The sequence below is a fragment of the Falsihalocynthiibacter sp. CO-5D18 genome (assembly GCF_041205445.1).
In the GTDB taxonomy this organism is placed as follows: Bacteria; Pseudomonadota; Alphaproteobacteria; order Rhodobacterales; family Rhodobacteraceae; genus Falsihalocynthiibacter; species Falsihalocynthiibacter arcticus.
This window is the reverse complement of the sequence record NZ_JBGFCF010000004.1, coordinates 90,732-106,819: the sequence shown is the minus strand read 5'-3', so window position 1 is coordinate 106,819 and position 16,088 is coordinate 90,732. Positions and strand designations below refer to the sequence as shown.

Genomic DNA, 16,088 nt, shown 5'->3' with positions numbered 1-16,088 from the left:
TTGCATGGCAATTACACTGTGGATCACCTTGCCCCATTGAACGTGTGCGCGGTTTGGCATAGAGGATAAAAGACCGAAAATTTGCCAAAAGGGCCTACACATGCGTCTTTCTCGTTACTTTATGCCCGTCCTCAAAGAGACTCCCGCCGAGGCACAAATCGTGAGCCACCGCTTTATGCTGCGTGCGGGGATGATCAAGCAAACGGCCGCTGGGATTTACAGCTGGCTGCCTCTCGGCCTCAAAGTTCTGCGAAATATCGAAAATATCGTGCACGAAGAGCAGGCAAAAGCAGGTCACATTCCGATTCTTATGAGCACTCTTCAACCCGCAGATTTGTGGCGTGAAAGTGGGCGCTATGATGATTACGGCGAAGAGATGCTGCGCGTTCAGGATCGCCACGGGCGGGACATGCTTTATGGTCCCACGAATGAGGAAGCGGTGACGGATATTTTCCGCAGCCATGTCAATAGTTACAAAGACTTACCCCTCACACTCTATCAAATTCAGTGGAAGTTCCGCGACGAAATTCGCCCCCGTTTTGGAGTGATGCGCGGACGCGAATTCCTCATGAAAGACGGGTACACGTTCGATTTGAGCAAAGAAGATGCGTTGCACGCCTATAACCGTCATCTTGTGAGTTACTTGCGCAGCTACGAGCGCATGGGCCTCAAAGCCATCCCGATGCGCGCCGACGGCGGGCCGATTGGCGGCGATTACACCCATGAGTTTCTCGTCTTGGCGGACACTGGCGAGAGCGAAGTTTTCTATGACAGCGAGGTCACCGATCTGTCGTTCGGGGATCGCGAAGTTGATTTCGACAATGTGGCCGAATGCGAAGCCGTGTTGCAAGAATTCACTTCGCGGTACGCCCGCACCGATGAAACCCATGATGAAGATTTATTCAACTCGGTTCCTGAGGAGCGTCGCCGCACTGCACGAGGCATCGAAGTGGGGCAGATTTTCTACTTCGGCACCAAATACTCCGAGAGCATGGGCGCGACAGTTGTCAACGCGGATCAAAAGCAAGTGCCCGTCCATATGGGCAGTCACGGAATTGGCGTGAGCCGTCTTTTGGGCGCGATCATTGAGGCAAGTCATGACGATAAAGGCATCATCTGGCCGGAAGGCGTGACGCCATTCCATGTTGGCATTGTGAACCTCAAACAGGGCGATGACGAAGCTGATGCAGCCTGTGAAGCGCTTTATAAGGCCTTTGTTAAAGCAGGTCTCGATCCACTCTATGATGATCGCAAAGAGCGCGCTGGCGGAAAATTTGCGACAATGGATCTTATCGGTCTGCCTTGGCGGATTACGGTTGGGCCGCGCGGCTTGAAAAATGGTGTTGTGGAACTGACCAGCCGTAAAACCGGTGAAAGCGAAGAAGTCACTCCAGAAGAAGCTATCGCGCGCGTTATCGCGATTTACGCGGCACTTTAAGCGACGATACAGAAGCGCCCCACCGCTCGGGGCGTTTCACATTTGCGGCAATTTCAAGCCGGATATCGCCGAAATTTTGTTTAAACTTGACGGTTTGCAACCTTCCGCCCAAAGTCTGCCCAATCAACAAGGAGCTGCCCGTGGTGCACCAAACTGCCCCCTTTTCCCGTTTTGAATGGATGATCGCTTGGCGCTATTTGCGGGCACGCCGTTCAGACGGTGGCGTCAGTGTAATGACGTGGATCAGCCTTGTCGGCATTTTGCTCGCCGTCGCCGCTCTCATTATCACAATGGCGGTTCGGGCAGGGTTCCGCGCCGAATTCGTTGATACGATCCTTGGGTCAAACGCGCATGTGACCGTCTATAATTCAGAAGAAATCAACGATCTGGGGCAATCCAGTCGCGTAATGCCCGATTATGCCGCGCGTGCCGAAGCCATTGCAAAGGTTCCAGGTGTGACGCGCGTTGCGCCGTTGGTGCGTGGCAATGTCATGGCGAATAGCGGTGATCAAAATACGGGCGCGCAGGTCTTTGGGATTTCGGCCGACGATTTCGCGGGCATTCCTCGTGTAGCCAATCCTGAAACATCAATTGGGGATATTGCACGGTTTGATGAGGGGATCGCCATTGGTCGCGAGATGGCCCGTACTTTGAACCTCGATGTGGGGGATGCGATTACGTTGATCTCGCCAAATGGGGTGAAAACGGCCTTTGGAACCAGCCCTCGGGTGAATGTTTACGAGGTCGTTTATATCTTCTCGGCTGGGCGCTATGACATTGATAACGTTCGCGTTTACCTTCCGTTTGAAGAGGCCCAAAGCTTCTTTAATCGCGAAGGTGTGGCGGATGAATTGGAGGTCATGGTTATTGATCCAGAGGGCGTGGATGACATGACGCCTGCGCTGTTGGCGGCGGGTGGAGAGCGGACGTTGTTGTGGTCTTGGCGGGATCGGTCGGGCGGGTTTTTACGGGCCTTGGCGATTGAGGACACGGTGATGTTTGTGCTGATGGCGGTGCTGGTTTTGATTGCGAGCCTGAATATTGTGTCGGGTTTGGTGATGCTTGTGAAGAACAAGGGGCGCGATATTGGCATCTTGAGGACCATGGGTTTGACCGAAGGGTCTGTGATGAGAATATTCTTTATTTGCGGGGCTTTAGTGGGCGTTATTGGGACAATTTTGGGTGTCATTTTAGGGTGTTTATTCGCACTTTATTTCGACCAGATTTTGGCCTTTGTGAATGGCGCTTCGGGGGGGGATGTTTGGGATGCTTCGGTGCGGGGGATCTATAAATTGCCAGCGAAATTGATGTGGCAGGATGTGGTGAAGGCGGTGTCGTTATCGCTTCTACTGTCTTGTATTGTAACGATTTTTCCGGCTCGTCGGGCTGCGCGAATGAACCCTGTGGAGGCGTTGCGGTATGAGTGATGTTTTGGAACTTGTTGGGATTGAGAAGTCCTATCACACGGGGAAACCCAATCAGATCAATGTGTTGTCTGGGGCGGACCTGAAAATTACGCGGGGCGAGGTTGTTGCGCTGGTGGCGCCTTCGGGGGCTGGGAAGTCGACTTTGCTGCATATTGCGGGTCTTTTGGACAGCGCGAATGGCGGAGTGGTACGGATTGCGGGGCAGGACGTGGCGGGGCTTTCGGAGCGACGTCGGACGGGGATTCGGCGCGCCGAGGTGGGGTTTGTTTATCAATTCCATCACTTGCTGCCAGAGTTCTCGGCGTTGGAGAATATCGTTTTACCTCAGTTTGTTAACGGGACCTCGCAGGGGGCTGCGGAGGCACGGGGGCTTGCGCTTTTGGAGAGTGTCGGGCTCGCGGCGCGGGCGGGACATCGGCCTGCGGAACTGTCGGGCGGGGAGCAACAGCGGGTTGCTTTTTGCCGCGCGTTGGCGAATGCGCCGAAGCTTTTGCTGGCGGATGAACCGACAGGGAATTTGGACCCAGAAACGGCGGAAGTTGTGTTTGAAGCCTTGATGAATTTGGCGCGGGATGAGGGCTTGTCGGCGGTGATTGCGACGCATAATCCCGAGTTGGCAGCGCGGATGGATCGGATCGTTCGGCTTGAAAATGGGCGACTTGTTTAAAGTTTTTAAAGTCGATTTGAGCCGGTTTTTAAAGTTTTTAAAGTGGAATGAAGGGTTTCTTACCGCAGCGCGCGGATTAAGGGAACGTTAATGTTAACAGGGCGCTGCTTATTCGTTTGCTGTGATCGCCAAAGGGTCGTTTGAAATTTCAATCATTTTCGCCCACCATGGAAAAATACGCAAACCATGGAGCAATGAATTTGAAATTCTATCTGTTACTGATCAAAACGATTTTAATTTCGGTGTTTTTGTTTCTGGCCTTCTGAGGGCTCGGCCTTTGCGGGATGACCGATTGCCTAGGGTCAAAAAATCCAGACTTCAATGATAAATTGTCAGGTGCTCTAGTCATTGTGGCAGCTTCCATCCCCTTGCTGACTTCAGCCTTTCTGATGTTTATTAATGAACGAAAGAAACACCTTAGACCATTGGCAAAGGTACTGATTTGGATCGAGATTTTAATCATTGGCGTATTGGGGGCATTTTCTATCGTGGTAGATCTAGGTGATGCCATTTGGGCTGGTTTGCCACTTGTTGGGTACGCGACTGTTTTTGCCTATTTGGTTTTGAATTTTCCGGATCACGGCTCAGTGACGGGCGCGTAATCTTTTCACTAGGCCGGATTGCTCTGCGGGCGTAAATTAGAACAAATACGCAGCTAGATATGTAGGGAATTTGGGCTCAACAATTGTGGCAATACCGAAAATAAATACTGGTAAACTGGACCACGACATACCCACCATAATTCTGACGTGCAGCCAAATTTGTGAAAATTTCCAAAATGTTTCCCCACGTTTTTCCGCTTCTGTAAGGAAGGCTAACTTGGGTTTAAGTTCGTAGTTCACCCTGGCTTGATTTTCTTTAGCTACAAAATTCATGAGAAAAGCGAAGCTCGCAAACCTTAAGAGCTGGGCGAAACTTTCCTGATCTACGGTGTAACGTCCAATAAGTGAAAATTCCCCCGATACAATGGGAATATTGGAGAAGACAAGAACGGAAATTGAAAACAGAAGAGCGGAAATTCGTGCTTTTCTGACACGCGCCCAATCTTGTTGTTCCTGAACATCCATGGCCATTCTCCTTAAGTGCAAGCGTCGCCATGTGGAAGAAAATCAAACATCCAGCTCCTCAACGAACCGTGCATTTTCCTGAATATACTGGAACCTCATTTCGGGTTTTTTGCCCATCAGACGTTCGACAAGATCGGCGGTTTCGCCGGGTTCGTCTTCGTCTATGGTGACGCGAATGAGTTTGCGGGTGAGGGGGTTCATTGTGGTGTCTTTTAGGTCTTTTGCGTCCATCTCGCCGAGGCCCTTAAAGCGGGAGATTTTGATTTGGCCTTTGCCGCCGATGCCTTTTTCGAGGGCGGCGTTTTTCTCGGCTTCGTCGAGGCAATAGAGGCGCTCGGAGCCTTGGACGATACGGAATAGCGGCGGGCAGGCGAGGTAGAGGTGGCCTGCGTCGATCATTGGGCGCATTTGGGTGAAGAAGAACGTCATCAGGAGGGCGGCGATATGGGCACCGTCGACGTCCGCGTCGGTCATGATGATGATTTTTTCATAGCGCAGATCGTCGAGGTTGAATTTGGTTCCGAGGCCGACGCCGAGGGCTTGGGCGAGGTCGCTGATTTCGGCGTTGGTGCCGATTTTATTGGAGGCGGCGCCGAGGACGTTGAGGATTTTACCCTTGAGGGGCAGGAGGGCTTGGGTTTTGCGATTGCGCGCCATTTTGGCGGAGCCGCCCGCAGAGTCCCCTTCCACGATGAAAAGCTCGGTGCCTTCGCGGGAGTTGGAGGAACAGTCGGTGAGTTTACCGGGGAGGCGGAGTTTTTTGGTGGCGGTTTTGCGCTGGGTCTCTTTCTCCTGACGGCGCAGGAGGCGTTCTTCGGCGCGCAGCACGAGGTAGTCGAGGATCGCGCCCGCGGCTTTGGTGTCGTTGGCGAGCCAGTTGTCGAAGTGATCGCGGACCGAGTTTTCGACCATTTTATGGGCGGCTTCGGTTGAGAGGCGGTCTTTGGTTTGGCCGACGAATTGTGGGTCGCGGATAAAGCAGGAGACGAGGGCGCAGGCGCCAGACATCAGGTCTTCACGGGTGATTTGCGCGGCTTTTTTGTTGTTCACCAGTTCGCCGTAAGCGCGGATGCCTTTGAGGAGGGCGGCCCAGAAACCGGCGACGTGGGTGCCGCCTTCGGGGGTTGGGACGGTGTTGGTGTAGGATTGGATGAAGCCGTCGCGGGCGGGGGTCCAGTTGACGGCCCATTCCACGGAGCCGGGGACGCCGAATTTTTCTTGAAAGGTGACTTTGCCTGCGAAGGGCGCGTCGGCGTAGGTGGAGGAGGTGCCGAGGGTTTCGTTGAGGTAATCCGCGAGGCCGCCGGGAAAGTGGAAGGAGGCCTCAAGCGGGGTTTCGCCATCGTCGACTTCGGATTTCCAACGGATTTCAACGCCCGAAAAGAGGTAGGCTTTGGAGCGGGCCATTTGGAACAGGCGTTTGGGTTTGAACTTTTGGCTGCCGAAGATGTCGGCGTCGGGGTGGAAGGTAACCGAAGTGCCACGGCGATTGGGGGCGGCACCGATTTTCTGGATCGGGCCTTGGGGGACGCCGCGCGAGAATTCCATCGCGAAAAGTTCGCGGTTTTTGGCAACTTCGACGCGCAGGTGGTCGGAGAGGGCGTTGACCACGGAGGAACCCACGCCGTGCAGTCCGCCCGAGGTCTCATAGGCGTCGCCGCCGAATTTGCCGCCTGCGTTGAGGGTACAGAAGATGATTTCGAGGGCGGTTTTTGTGGGGTCTTTTGGGTGCGGATCGATGGGGATGCCACGGCCGTTGTCGCGGATGGTGACCGAGTGGTCGGCGTGGAGTTCGACCTCGATGCGGGTGGCGTGGCCCGCGACCGCTTCGTCCATCGAGTTGTCGACGATTTCGGCGACGAGGTGGTGGAAGGCGCGCTCGTCGATGCCACCAATATACATGCCAGGGCGCAGGCGCACGTGCTCCATATCCTCAAGAATTTGGATGGAAGAGGCGTCGTATTCTTTTTCAGGAACGGAGCCAGAAAGAAGGTCGTTTGCCATGATGCGCTGCTCATTTTTGATTTTGGTTGCTGGCTATTGTGACATTGGGATGCGGAGCAAGCAAGCGGTAGCGCGGTGATTTTGTACAAAGGGGGATTCATTTAGGGGACGTGTGTCTGTTGGCCTCCCCGCGAAAGGGAAGCCGCGGGTTTAGAAGATGCCGTTACAGATAACCATGATGACAAGCGCGACCAGCCAGTAGCCAGCGTTCACTTTGCGGGCGTAGTCGGAGTGTTGCGCGAAGGCACCGTTGGCATACCCCATCACCGTGAAGGCGAGAGTTGCGAGGATGACAGTGAGGAGGTGGTTGGAGGCGGCGGTGACGGCAACAAACCAACTCATGAGAAAGAGGCCGAGGGCTTGGCTGATCATCGCGACTTTGGGCATTTCAGATGAATCCCCCAATTTAACGCCAACACCTTCGGCCCATTTGACGCCAAAGAGTTTGGGGGAATACCAAAGCCAGCCCACCACAAAGGATACAATAGCCCCGACAAAAACGGCGGCCCAACTTACGCCCGAAAAAATTTCCTGCATTTTTGCTCCTGTTTTTATGTATGCATTTGTTACGCGTGGCGAAATTGTGCCACAAAATGTCGAAAACGCATAAAGTATTCGTAAGTTCGCCCTATGGTGACGTGAGGGTGGAATTTTACACCTCTCCATTCTTGTATTGCTCAGAAAACAGGCGTAAGCGAAATTCATGCTTAAAGAAATGTCATACGGCGCGCATATGCGTGCAATCGTCGTCCTTGGTTTGCCCCTCATTGGTAGTCAACTTGCGCAGTTTGCGGTCCATATGACCGACACGCTGATGCTGGGATGGTATTCTGTGGATGCGCTGGCGGCGGGTGTTTTGGGTACGTCGTTTGCGTTTATTCTGTTCATTCTGGGATCGGGGTTTGCGGGGGCGGTTGTGCCCCTCGTGGCGGCTGCAGATTCGCAGGGTGATCCGGTGCAAATTCGCCGTGTCACGCGCATGGGCATGTGGGCGGTCGGGTTTTTCTCGGTCGTTGTGATGATTCCGATGATTTATTCCGCGCCGATTTTGATTGCGGCGGGGCAGGACCCCGAGCTTTCGCTTGCGGCGCAATCCTACTTGCGCATCTCGGCTCCGGGGATGTTGCTCGCGCTTTTGGCGACGGTTTTGCGGATGTATCTTTCGGCGCTGGAACGGGCGAACGCGGTATTCTATGCGTCGCTGGCGGCCGTGGGTTTGAACATCGTGATGAATTACGCGTTCATTTTCGGCAACTTAGGCGCGCCAGAGTTGGGAATTCGCGGGGCGGCGATTGCCTCCCTTGGGGTGAACGCGCTTTTGCTGATTTATATGGGGCTTTATGCGATCCGCAAATTGCCCGAGCATGAATTGTTCGTGCGGTTTTGGCGGCCCGATTGGGAAGCTTTTCGCGAAGTTGTGCGCCTTGGGACGCCGATTGGCATCACCAGTCTGGCGGAGGTCGGCTTGTTTAACCTTGCGACTTTGATGATCGGTTGGTTGGGGACGATTCAACTGGCGGCACACGGGATTGCGCTTCAGATGGCGGGGGCGGTTTTCATGGTGCATCTTGGCCTGTCAGCCGCGGCGACGATCCGTGCTGGCCGTGCTTACGGCATCCGTGATGAAGCGCATTTGCGCCGTGGCGCGCTGGTGGCGACGCTGGCCTCGTTTATTCTGTCGCTGTTTGGGGTAGCGCTTTTTGTGCTGTACCCAGAGTTTTTGGTCGGGGCTTTTATTGCGCCTGACGATCCTCTGCGCGGTGAAATCATCGTTATGGGCACGGGTCTGTTGCTACTGGCGGGGATTTTTCAGGTGGCGGACAGTTTGCAAGTGATGTCGCTTGGCTTGCTGCGGGGTCTTCAGGACGCGCGGATTCCGATGTGGATCGCGGTTTTGTCCTACTGGGGATTGGGCGCGCCCGCGAGCTATTATTTGGGCACTGTCATGGGCTATGGCGCGCAGGGCGTTTGGGGCGGTCTTGTGATCGGCCTGTCGGCGGCGGCAGTATTGCTGACGATGCGGTTTTGGATGCGGTCGGTGAAAATCGGGCAAGCCTAGAAGCTGTTAGCCGCGCCCTTTTAGGATGCGATCGGCCTTTTTGCGCACCAAAACCGTGCGCAGATCATGCATCGCAAGCAAGAGCGTATCGGTGATATCGTCGAGATTCTCATCCGTTGCTTTGCTCTGAACCCATTGCGTGGTGATGTTGAGGTAATCCACCGCGCGGTGGATATCATCGATATCGCGCTGCGCCAGTAGGCTGCGCCGATCCGAGAGCCATTGGGTGATCGCGGCCTTCTCGGGGTCCGACAAAGGCCGATCCCCGTGGGGTTTTATCTCGCCATTGCGCACGTTAACCACGGCGATTTGATCCATCTCGATGCGCCGCTGGCGGTTTTCCGTATCAACACGAAAAACCGCAGCCCCGTTTTCACGGATTCGAAAGTAAAACTCGGGCAGCTCACCAGCCATTTAGATATCCTTCACTCGTCAAATTGCCCCGTTAAGAGAGCGCCGCGCAGAATGTTTGGATGCGCGTGCAGGCCTCTATAAGGTTCGTGTCGGAAGTAGCGTAGCTGACACGGAAGTTGGGCGATAGTCCGAAGGCCGCGCCAAACACCACCGCAACGCCCGTTTCTTCGAGAAGAGCGGTTGCGAAGACTTGATCGTCGGTGATTTTGGTGCCAGCGGGGGTGGTTTTGCCAAGGCAACCCGCGATGTTGGGGTAGACATAAAACGCGCCATCGGGTGTGGGGCAGGTGATGCCCGTCGCGGCGTTGAGCATTTCCACTACGAGGTTACGGCGGCGCAGGAAGGTCGCGTTGTTGACCGCGAGGAAGTCTTGCGGGCCGTTGAGGGCCTCGACCGCCGCCCATTGGGACACGGAGCAGGGGTTGGAGGTCGATTGGCTCTGGATTTTGCGCATGGCCGCGATGAGGGGTTGTGGCCCCGCCGCATAGCCAATCCGCCAGCCCGTCATCGCGTAGGCTTTGGACACGCCGTTGCAGGTGAGGGTCCGGTCATAGAGTTTGGGTTCAACCTCGGCCGGAGTGGCGAATTTGAAGTCGTCAAACACGAGGTGCTCATACATGTCGTCGGTCATCACCCAGACGTGGGGGTGGCGCAGGAGGACATCAGTGAGGCCTTTGAGTTCCTCGGCGGAGTAGCCCGCGCCCGTCGGGTTGGACGGCGAGTTAAAAATCAGCCATTTGGTTTTCGGAGTGATCGCGGCTTCGAGCTGTGCCGGTGTCATTTTGAAGCCGGTTTCGATGCCAGCCTCGACGGCGACAGGGGTGCCGCCCGCCAGCAAAACCATATCGGGGTAAGAGACCCAATAAGGTGCTGGAATGATGACTTCGTCGCCTGCGTTCATTGTCGCCATGAGGGCATTATAGAGGATCTGTTTGCCGCCCGTGCCAATGGTAACCTGTGCGTTGACATAAGAGAGGTTGTTGTCACGCTTGAGTTTCGCACAGATCGCGGATTTGAGTTCTGCAATGCCATCCACAGCGGTATATTTGGTTTTGCCTGCGGTGATCGCAGCGATCCCTGCGTCTTTGATGTTCTGGGGCGTGTCAAAATCCGGCTCGCCCGCTCCAAGGCCAATCACGTCCTTGCCTGCGGCCTTAAGTTCGGCGGCGAGGTTGGACACGGCAATCGTGGGGGAAGGTTTGACGCGCGCAAGAGTTTTGGAAAGAAAATCGTCGGGAATGCTGGACATGGGAGGCTCCGGTTTGTATCTGCCGGAACCATGTCTTAGGCTCACATCGATGCGCTGACAAGCAAAAGGACGGGTAGATGAACCAAGAAATCTTGAACGAGACCCCGGAGAATCGGATCAAACGGATGCAAATGCGCAGCTGGCGGCGTGGTATCAAAGAGATGGATATGATTCTCGGACCCTTCTCGGACACCGAATTGGTGGGTATGGACGCGGCGACACTCGATATCTATGACGCGCTTTTGTGGGAAAATGACCAAGAACTCTACACCTGGGTGAACGGCACAAAGCCAACGCCAGAACGGTTTTCGGCGATTATCACGACAGTTTGTGCGCACGCTTTCAAAAAATAAGTCAAAAATTTTCAGATCAATTTCTATGATTTAACCGAATGTTCGGTTTTTGCCGCGAATGTCGTTTCAAAGATAAACGCGGAGAGATTTATGAGTATGCATTCCAAGCTGGCGGTACCAACCGTTCAGGGATTTATGACCGGATACCTAGAGGCATTGGCCCTTGTGGAGCGGCTTCACCGACTACTCCTTGACGTGATCAAGGACGAATTTGAGCGCGTGGGCGTGCTTGAGATTAATGCGGTTCAGGCGCTGTTGTTGTTTAACATCGGCGAGAACGAGGTTACCGCAGGGGAGTTGAAAACCCGCGGGTATTATCAGGGATCCAATGTTTCGTATAACCTGAAAAAGCTGGTTGAGATGGGCTATATGCACCATCAACGCTGTGAAATTGATCGTCGTTCCGTGCGGGTGCGCCTTACGGAAAAGGGGCGGCATATTCGCGATGTTGTGAATGATTTATTTATGCGACACGCCGATGGGCTTGAGTCAAAGGGTGTGTTGGGCGCGGATGGGATTGAGGAAATAAATGTGTCCCTGCGCCGTGTCGAACGGTACTGGACCGATCAAATCCGCTATATTTATTAAGAATTTATGCAGCGCTGTGAAGGGCCCGAAGCACAATGCGCCTCGGGCCTTTTGCACGAATATCTACCAGTGGCCGGTGTTTTCCATGCTCGCCCAAGGTTCAGCGGCGGCGAGGTTCGCGCCTTTTTGCAACAATTCGATCGAGATATTGTCGGGGGAGCGAACAAAAGCCATATGCCCGTCACGGGGAGGGCGATTGATGACGACGCCCGCATCCTTCAATGTTTGGCAGGTGGCATAGATGTCGTCTACTTCATAGGCCAAGTGGCCAAAGTGACGGCCATCACTTGGAAGATCATCGTCGCCATCCCAATTATAAGTAAGTTCAACTGGGCATTCTTCTTGGCCCTCGGCTGCCATGAAAATAAGGGAAAAACGCCCTTTTTCACTATCATAACGCTTGGTCTCTTTGAGGCCAAGGAGCGCAAAGAACGCCATCGATGCCTCGAGGTTTTTGACGCGCACCATCGTGTGAAGATATTTAATACCCATTACAGAAATCCTTTGTTGATTTGTGCATAGAGTGCCCTCAAACGCACCGAAGGTTCAAGGGTTGTAAGGGGCGGGTCGTTAGAAACTGCTGCGAAATCCAAGGCCCAAGCCAAAACCGTCTGCAGAGAATAGGGCGGCGTTAGAGTATTTACGCGCATAGGAAAAGTCGAGGACCGGCGCGAAGCCATAATATTCGAAATCGTCAAAGAACATTGAAAGCGTCGCGACTCCGAGGTGGTCTACGCGCTTCTCACCTTGAGTATACCTTGATTTTTCAAACACTTGCCCATCATATTGGAGAGACAGGCTGGTTGTCGCCGAGAAAAACGGCTTAGCCCAAGTATAGCTGATGCCGCCACCTATGGCGTCATTAGCAAGGTCCGAGGCGCGGCCAAATTTTGGATCGCCAATAAGATTGGTGGTGCTCGCCGTGATATTCCAACTAAATATCCCGCCGGATTCCGTTGCGCGCCGTTGCTGTATAACCGCCAGTACTCTCCCTGTGTCGCGCGCATGGTCGTCCAATCGCGAGTTGGCTTCTGTGAAAAGGGAGAATTGCAAAATACTGCCACTTTCCTGTCTATGGAGTAGGGAATATTTAAGCCAGATCAAGTTGCTCAGAGGCTCGCCGCCATAGCGATAGCGCCCGACCGAAGCCTCAAAGGAATGGGCATTCATGCTTGAGGGGGCCGCGAAGTCATAGGCGGCATAGAGTTTGAAGCTGCTGAAGGCGTAGTCGCTGCCCTTGGCGTCGGGCGCTATGGATATGGCTTCTTCGGACAGCTTGTATTGGCGCGTTTCAATATCGCCGCCAAACCTCAACGTTTTGCTCTCAGAGAGCGGCTTTTCGTATTCCACCCGTCCGCCAACCACGAGGCCCATACCAGAAAGAGGTTTGTTGCGGCCAGAAATAATAAGGGGAAGGCCGCCAATTATCACGACATCGGAGTTGGAGCCGTTGTTGATGTTGGAGGAGGGGCGCAGGGAAAACCGAAAGTCCATTGACCACGGATTTTGACTGCGGACATATTGTAGGTCCCTGATTGCTATGTTTTTTTCTGCCTCGCTAGGGGCGTTTTGCGCGGCACGGCGCAGCCAAATTTGCGCGAAGGTATGCGATCCGTCCGAGGCCAACGCCTGAGCGACCACCAAAGCCGCGTTGTATTTCTGAGAGTCCGTTTTCGCCGCGCCCCACGCTTTTTTCCCAGCTTTTGACGCAGCTTTGAAATCCCCCAAGTTGCGTTCGGCAACGGATAACAAAAGGAGGGCATCCACATCCTGAGCATCGCGAATGAGCAAACCTTTGGCAATTTCGCGTGTCGCCGAATATTGTCCGTTGCGTACGAGATTGCTGGCGGCTGTGACGGCCTCGTCGCGCGAAAGGCGCACTTCTGCTTGCGCAGAAGTCAGGAGTGCAACACAAAGGAAGAGGGCTGCCAAAAAACGCATAATTATTAGTCGGTTACTACAAATACGCCGGTTTCTTGTACGTTACCGAGATCGGAATCATTGATGTCGATATCGCCCGTGATGCGAACAGTACCGATAATTTGTTCCCCGTTTCGCCCCGCAAATATCGCCGTATAATTCCCAGACTGTAATACTTCCTGAGTTCCTGAAGAGCCGGTGTCATATGTCGTAGAGGTGCCATTGATTACACCTCCTGTCGTGATGTCAGCGGTTTCGTTTAGAACAATGCTTTGAAGGGAGCCAATATATGTGCCGTTGACGTCATACTCGTTGCGATTTTCGACAAATCCAGCCACCGCACCCGTCACATCAAAATCAAGTAAATCGACATAGAGTCTAGCGTCACCATCGGCAAAAGTTACGCCCGTAACGCTTCCAGGGACGTCATCGGCTACGCGAATACCGGCATATGAGCCCGTATAAAGCAACTGGCCGCGGCCAACTGGAAGGTTTACGTTGTTCGTATTGCGGGCGATCATTGCACCGCCGTGGCCGTAATTTCTATAGGCAGCCGTGCCCACGGCGCCAGCATGGCCATTGGCGCTTGTGGCGTGAACGGCATAATATTGGAAACGTCCTGTCTCGCCCGTTTGTTTGCTTGCATAGACTTGGAAGCCGTCTAGGAACGTTCCGCCCGTGTTCACATACCGCCCGTCCACGCTGTCGAAGGGGAGGTTGTTGATAACAAGTTCGTCGTTTACCGCGTCATAGACCAAATTGTTCATATCGCCTTCGTCGCCAACATAGACTTCCGTTGCAGACACAGAGGCACCTGAGTCTTCGTCGGAACCATTGCCGCCAAAAGGGGGGGTGCCGGTTGCACAGGCTGACAGTGTCAGGGCGGAACAGAACAATAGGAATTTATACATAAGTTGGACCACTGCTTTCGTCTCAATTTTTGTTAAAAGTCCCCGCAAAGCGTGTGAAAGTCAATGATGGAGAGGCGTTAGGGGCGGTTTTTCAGCATGTGTGGTTTTTCTAGTTCACTGAGCAAATTGTCCCTCAGTTTGTGGCCAAGGTCGCATGGATTCGTATATATAGGGTTGGAAACGAGTCGCATCCCCACAAACGCACATCCCAACGAGGACCAATCATGCCCCTAAGCCCCGAGCAGCTTGCCGAAATTGAAGCCCTTCGCGCCTCCCCGCAACCCACGTTGCGCGCCGTTGCGCCGGGGATGGAAAAGCATCTTTATACCGCGCAAGAGGTGTTGGATCACGGGTTTGTTCGGGTTGTCGACTATATGGGCGACGACGCGGCGATCTGTCAGGCGGCGCGGGTTTCCTATGGGAAGGGCACGAAATCGGTTCAGAATGACAAGGGTTTGATCCGCTATTTGATGCGCCACTGGCACTCGACGCCGTTTGAGATGTGCGAAGTGAAGCTGCATGTGAAACTGCCGGTTTTTGTGGCGCGGCAATGGATTCGGCATCGCACGGCGAATGTGAATGAATATTCCGCGCGGTATTCTATTTTGGACCGCGAGTTTTATATTCCAGCGCCCGAGCATTTGGCGGCGCAGTCGGTGATCAACAATCAGGGCCGTGGCGAGACTTTGACGGGGGATGAGGCGGCGCGGGTCTTGGACATCCTGAAGTCGGATGCCAACCGTGCCTATGACAATTACGAAGCGATGATGTCGGACGAAGGGCAGCAGGGGTTGGCGCGGGAATTGGCGCGGATGAACTTGCCGAGCAATATTTACACGCAATGGTACTGGAAAGTGGACCTGCACAACCTGTTCCACTTCCTGCGTCTGCGGGCGGATAGCCATGCGCAATATGAAATCCGTGTTTATGCGGATGCGATTGCGAAGGTTGTGGCGGATTGGGTTCCGGCGGCCTTTGGGGCGTTTGAGGATTACCGGATGGGCGGCGCGAACCTGTCTGCGCAGGCCTTGGATGTGGTGCGTCGCCGTTTGAAGGGCGAAGAGGTGACGCAGGAGACTTCCGGAATGGCCGCGCGCGAATGGCGGGAATTTGTGGATATGATTGAGGGGTGAGTAGTTTTTCGGAGAGAATGGGAATTGTAAAACCAAGAGTTGCGCTTGAATTGAACGAAATGCCAAGTTCATTGCAGGATGGGCTGTGGGACTTACTTTCCGCTCATTTTTTTAACAATATTCGGGCAACTCCGCGTTCGCAATACAGTGGATTGTCCAATGGCTTTCAAAGCGTGTGCGTATCGATTTGGTATAGTTTCTATCGAGAAAGTGTCGATGATATTCCACCGCGCGCAGACGAGGCTAGAAGCCTAATTAGAGAGCGGTTTTTTGAGTGGAAGTACAATAGAGCTTACGATTTCCTGGAGTTTCTATCTGGCACGTTGATTGAAGATGAAGGGGCGAGTTTCAGATCCAATTGCAACAGCCACTTTGAAAGAGAGCATGCAGCGGTGCGTTTTGTCGGTGAAATTATAGCACCGATTACAAATGAGATTGAGCACGAGGAGCTGGAAATTGCTATGGATCAGTCTGATGTCTTGGGGGTCCAAGAGCACATCAAAAAAGCCTTAAGATTGTTTTCGCAAGAAGCGCCAGACTATGCCAACAGCGTCAAAGAAGCCATTTCTGCGGTGGAATCCGCTGTGAAATTCGTTTCAGGAACATCTAGTTCTGGTGTTCAAAATGGGTTGAAGGCAATAGTAAGGGATTTCGATATGCCAGAGAGTCTTCAAAAAGGTTACGCTGCTATATATGGCTACACGAGTGGGCCAAACGGAATTAGACATCCACTACTTGATCGCCAAGAGGCAATTACGCAAGATGAGGCGCGCTATATGATGGTGTCATGTAGTTCCTTTGCTAATTATCTATTAGCGTTAAAGGCTAGAAGTGAGTGACCCGTTGAGCTTGAGCTTG

Annotated in this window: 17 protein-coding genes; 9 read left to right on the top strand and 8 right to left on the bottom strand. The window is 53.6% G+C overall.

Annotation, left to right across the window (positions count from 1 at the left end):
* The first annotated feature begins 100 nt into the window (after window positions 1-100).
* The 4 genes from proS to AB9F27_RS06945 all read left to right on the top strand — a co-directional run bounded on the left by proS (window position 101) and on the right by AB9F27_RS06945 (window position 4,134).
* On the top strand, window positions 101-1,438 hold the full coding sequence (gene proS, locus AB9F27_RS06960) for a proline--tRNA ligase (RefSeq protein ID WP_335586268.1): 1,338 nt from the start codon (window positions 101-103) through the stop codon (window positions 1,436-1,438).
* A 179-nt stretch (window positions 1,439-1,617) separates the two neighbouring features.
* Window positions 1,618-2,865 (top strand): lipoprotein-releasing ABC transporter permease subunit, encoded by a 1,248-nt coding sequence (locus AB9F27_RS06955; RefSeq protein ID WP_335586291.1) that lies wholly within the window; start codon window positions 1,618-1,620, stop codon window positions 2,863-2,865.
* On the top strand, window positions 2,858-3,532 hold the full coding sequence (locus tag AB9F27_RS06950) for an ABC transporter ATP-binding protein (RefSeq protein ID WP_335586269.1): 675 nt from the start codon (window positions 2,858-2,860) through the stop codon (window positions 3,530-3,532). The genes AB9F27_RS06955 and AB9F27_RS06950 overlap by 8 nt, the downstream gene beginning before the upstream one ends.
* A gap of 284 nt (window positions 3,533-3,816) precedes the next feature.
* On the top strand, window positions 3,817-4,134 hold the full coding sequence (locus AB9F27_RS06945) for a hypothetical protein (RefSeq protein ID WP_335586270.1): 318 nt from the start codon (window positions 3,817-3,819) through the stop codon (window positions 4,132-4,134).
* Window positions 4,135-4,170: 36 nt separating this feature from the next.
* Here AB9F27_RS06945 and AB9F27_RS06940 read toward each other — a convergent pair whose 3' ends face one another.
* The 3 genes from AB9F27_RS06940 to AB9F27_RS06930 form a co-directional block, all read right to left on the bottom strand.
* Window positions 4,171-4,599, bottom strand: a complete 429-nt coding sequence (locus tag AB9F27_RS06940) for a hypothetical protein (RefSeq protein ID WP_335586271.1) — start codon at window positions 4,597-4,599, stop codon at window positions 4,171-4,173.
* Window positions 4,600-4,641: 42 nt separating this feature from the next.
* Entirely contained in the window at window positions 4,642-6,603 is a 1,962-nt protein-coding gene (parE, locus tag AB9F27_RS06935) for a DNA topoisomerase IV subunit B (protein WP_335586272.1), read from the bottom strand.
* Window positions 6,604-6,753: 150 nt separating this feature from the next.
* Window positions 6,754-7,140: a DUF1761 domain-containing protein gene (locus AB9F27_RS06930; RefSeq protein ID WP_335586273.1), complete on the bottom strand. Its 387-nt coding sequence runs from the start codon at window positions 7,138-7,140 to the stop codon at window positions 6,754-6,756.
* Between the two features lie 166 nt (window positions 7,141-7,306).
* Here AB9F27_RS06930 and AB9F27_RS06925 point away from each other — a divergent pair, with 166 nt between their 5' ends.
* The gene (locus tag AB9F27_RS06925) at window positions 7,307-8,662 is read left to right on the top strand and encodes an MATE family efflux transporter (protein ID WP_335586274.1); all 1,356 of its coding nucleotides are present in this window, start codon (window positions 7,307-7,309) and stop codon (window positions 8,660-8,662) included.
* A 6-nt stretch (window positions 8,663-8,668) separates the two neighbouring features.
* On the opposite strand, the gene AB9F27_RS06920 is transcribed toward AB9F27_RS06925, so the two are convergent.
* Entirely contained in the window at window positions 8,669-9,076 is a 408-nt protein-coding gene (locus AB9F27_RS06920; protein ID WP_039003311.1) for a hypothetical protein, read from the bottom strand.
* Between the two features lie 31 nt (window positions 9,077-9,107).
* Window positions 9,108-10,325, bottom strand: a complete 1,218-nt coding sequence (locus AB9F27_RS06915) for a pyridoxal phosphate-dependent aminotransferase (protein ID WP_335586275.1) — start codon at window positions 10,323-10,325, stop codon at window positions 9,108-9,110.
* A 77-nt stretch (window positions 10,326-10,402) separates the two neighbouring features.
* Between AB9F27_RS06915 and AB9F27_RS06910 the strand changes: the two genes are divergently transcribed.
* A complete protein-coding gene (locus AB9F27_RS06910; RefSeq protein WP_335586276.1) occupies window positions 10,403-10,678 on the top strand; it encodes a succinate dehydrogenase assembly factor 2 in 276 nt (91 codons plus the stop codon).
* 90 nt (window positions 10,679-10,768) lie between these two features.
* Window positions 10,769-11,266, top strand: coding sequence for a MarR family winged helix-turn-helix transcriptional regulator (locus AB9F27_RS06905; protein WP_369754368.1), 498 nt, complete (start codon window positions 10,769-10,771; stop codon window positions 11,264-11,266).
* A gap of 63 nt (window positions 11,267-11,329) precedes the next feature.
* On the opposite strand, the gene AB9F27_RS06900 is transcribed toward AB9F27_RS06905, so the two are convergent.
* The 3 genes from AB9F27_RS06900 to AB9F27_RS06890 all read right to left on the bottom strand — a co-directional run bounded on the left by AB9F27_RS06900 (window position 11,330) and on the right by AB9F27_RS06890 (window position 14,097).
* A complete protein-coding gene (locus tag AB9F27_RS06900) occupies window positions 11,330-11,758 on the bottom strand; it encodes a VOC family protein (protein WP_039003313.1) in 429 nt (142 codons plus the stop codon).
* Window positions 11,759-11,836: 78 nt separating this feature from the next.
* Window positions 11,837-13,207 carry a surface lipoprotein assembly modifier gene (locus AB9F27_RS06895; RefSeq protein ID WP_335586277.1) on the bottom strand — a complete coding sequence of 457 codons (1,371 nt, stop codon included), beginning with the start codon at window positions 13,205-13,207 and terminating at the stop codon, window positions 11,837-11,839.
* A 5-nt stretch (window positions 13,208-13,212) separates the two neighbouring features.
* The gene (locus AB9F27_RS06890; protein ID WP_335586278.1) at window positions 13,213-14,097 is read right to left on the bottom strand and encodes a hypothetical protein; all 885 of its coding nucleotides are present in this window, start codon (window positions 14,095-14,097) and stop codon (window positions 13,213-13,215) included.
* A 224-nt stretch (window positions 14,098-14,321) separates the two neighbouring features.
* Between AB9F27_RS06890 and thyX the strand changes: the two genes are divergently transcribed.
* Both thyX and AB9F27_RS06880 read left to right on the top strand, forming a co-directional pair.
* On the top strand, window positions 14,322-15,230 hold the full coding sequence (gene thyX, locus AB9F27_RS06885; RefSeq protein WP_335586279.1) for an FAD-dependent thymidylate synthase: 909 nt from the start codon (window positions 14,322-14,324) through the stop codon (window positions 15,228-15,230).
* On the top strand, window positions 15,227-16,069 hold the full coding sequence (locus tag AB9F27_RS06880) for an AbiJ-NTD4 domain-containing protein (protein WP_335586280.1): 843 nt from the start codon (window positions 15,227-15,229) through the stop codon (window positions 16,067-16,069). The genes thyX and AB9F27_RS06880 overlap by 4 nt, the downstream gene beginning before the upstream one ends.
* The last annotated feature ends 19 nt before the right edge of the window (window positions 16,070-16,088 follow it).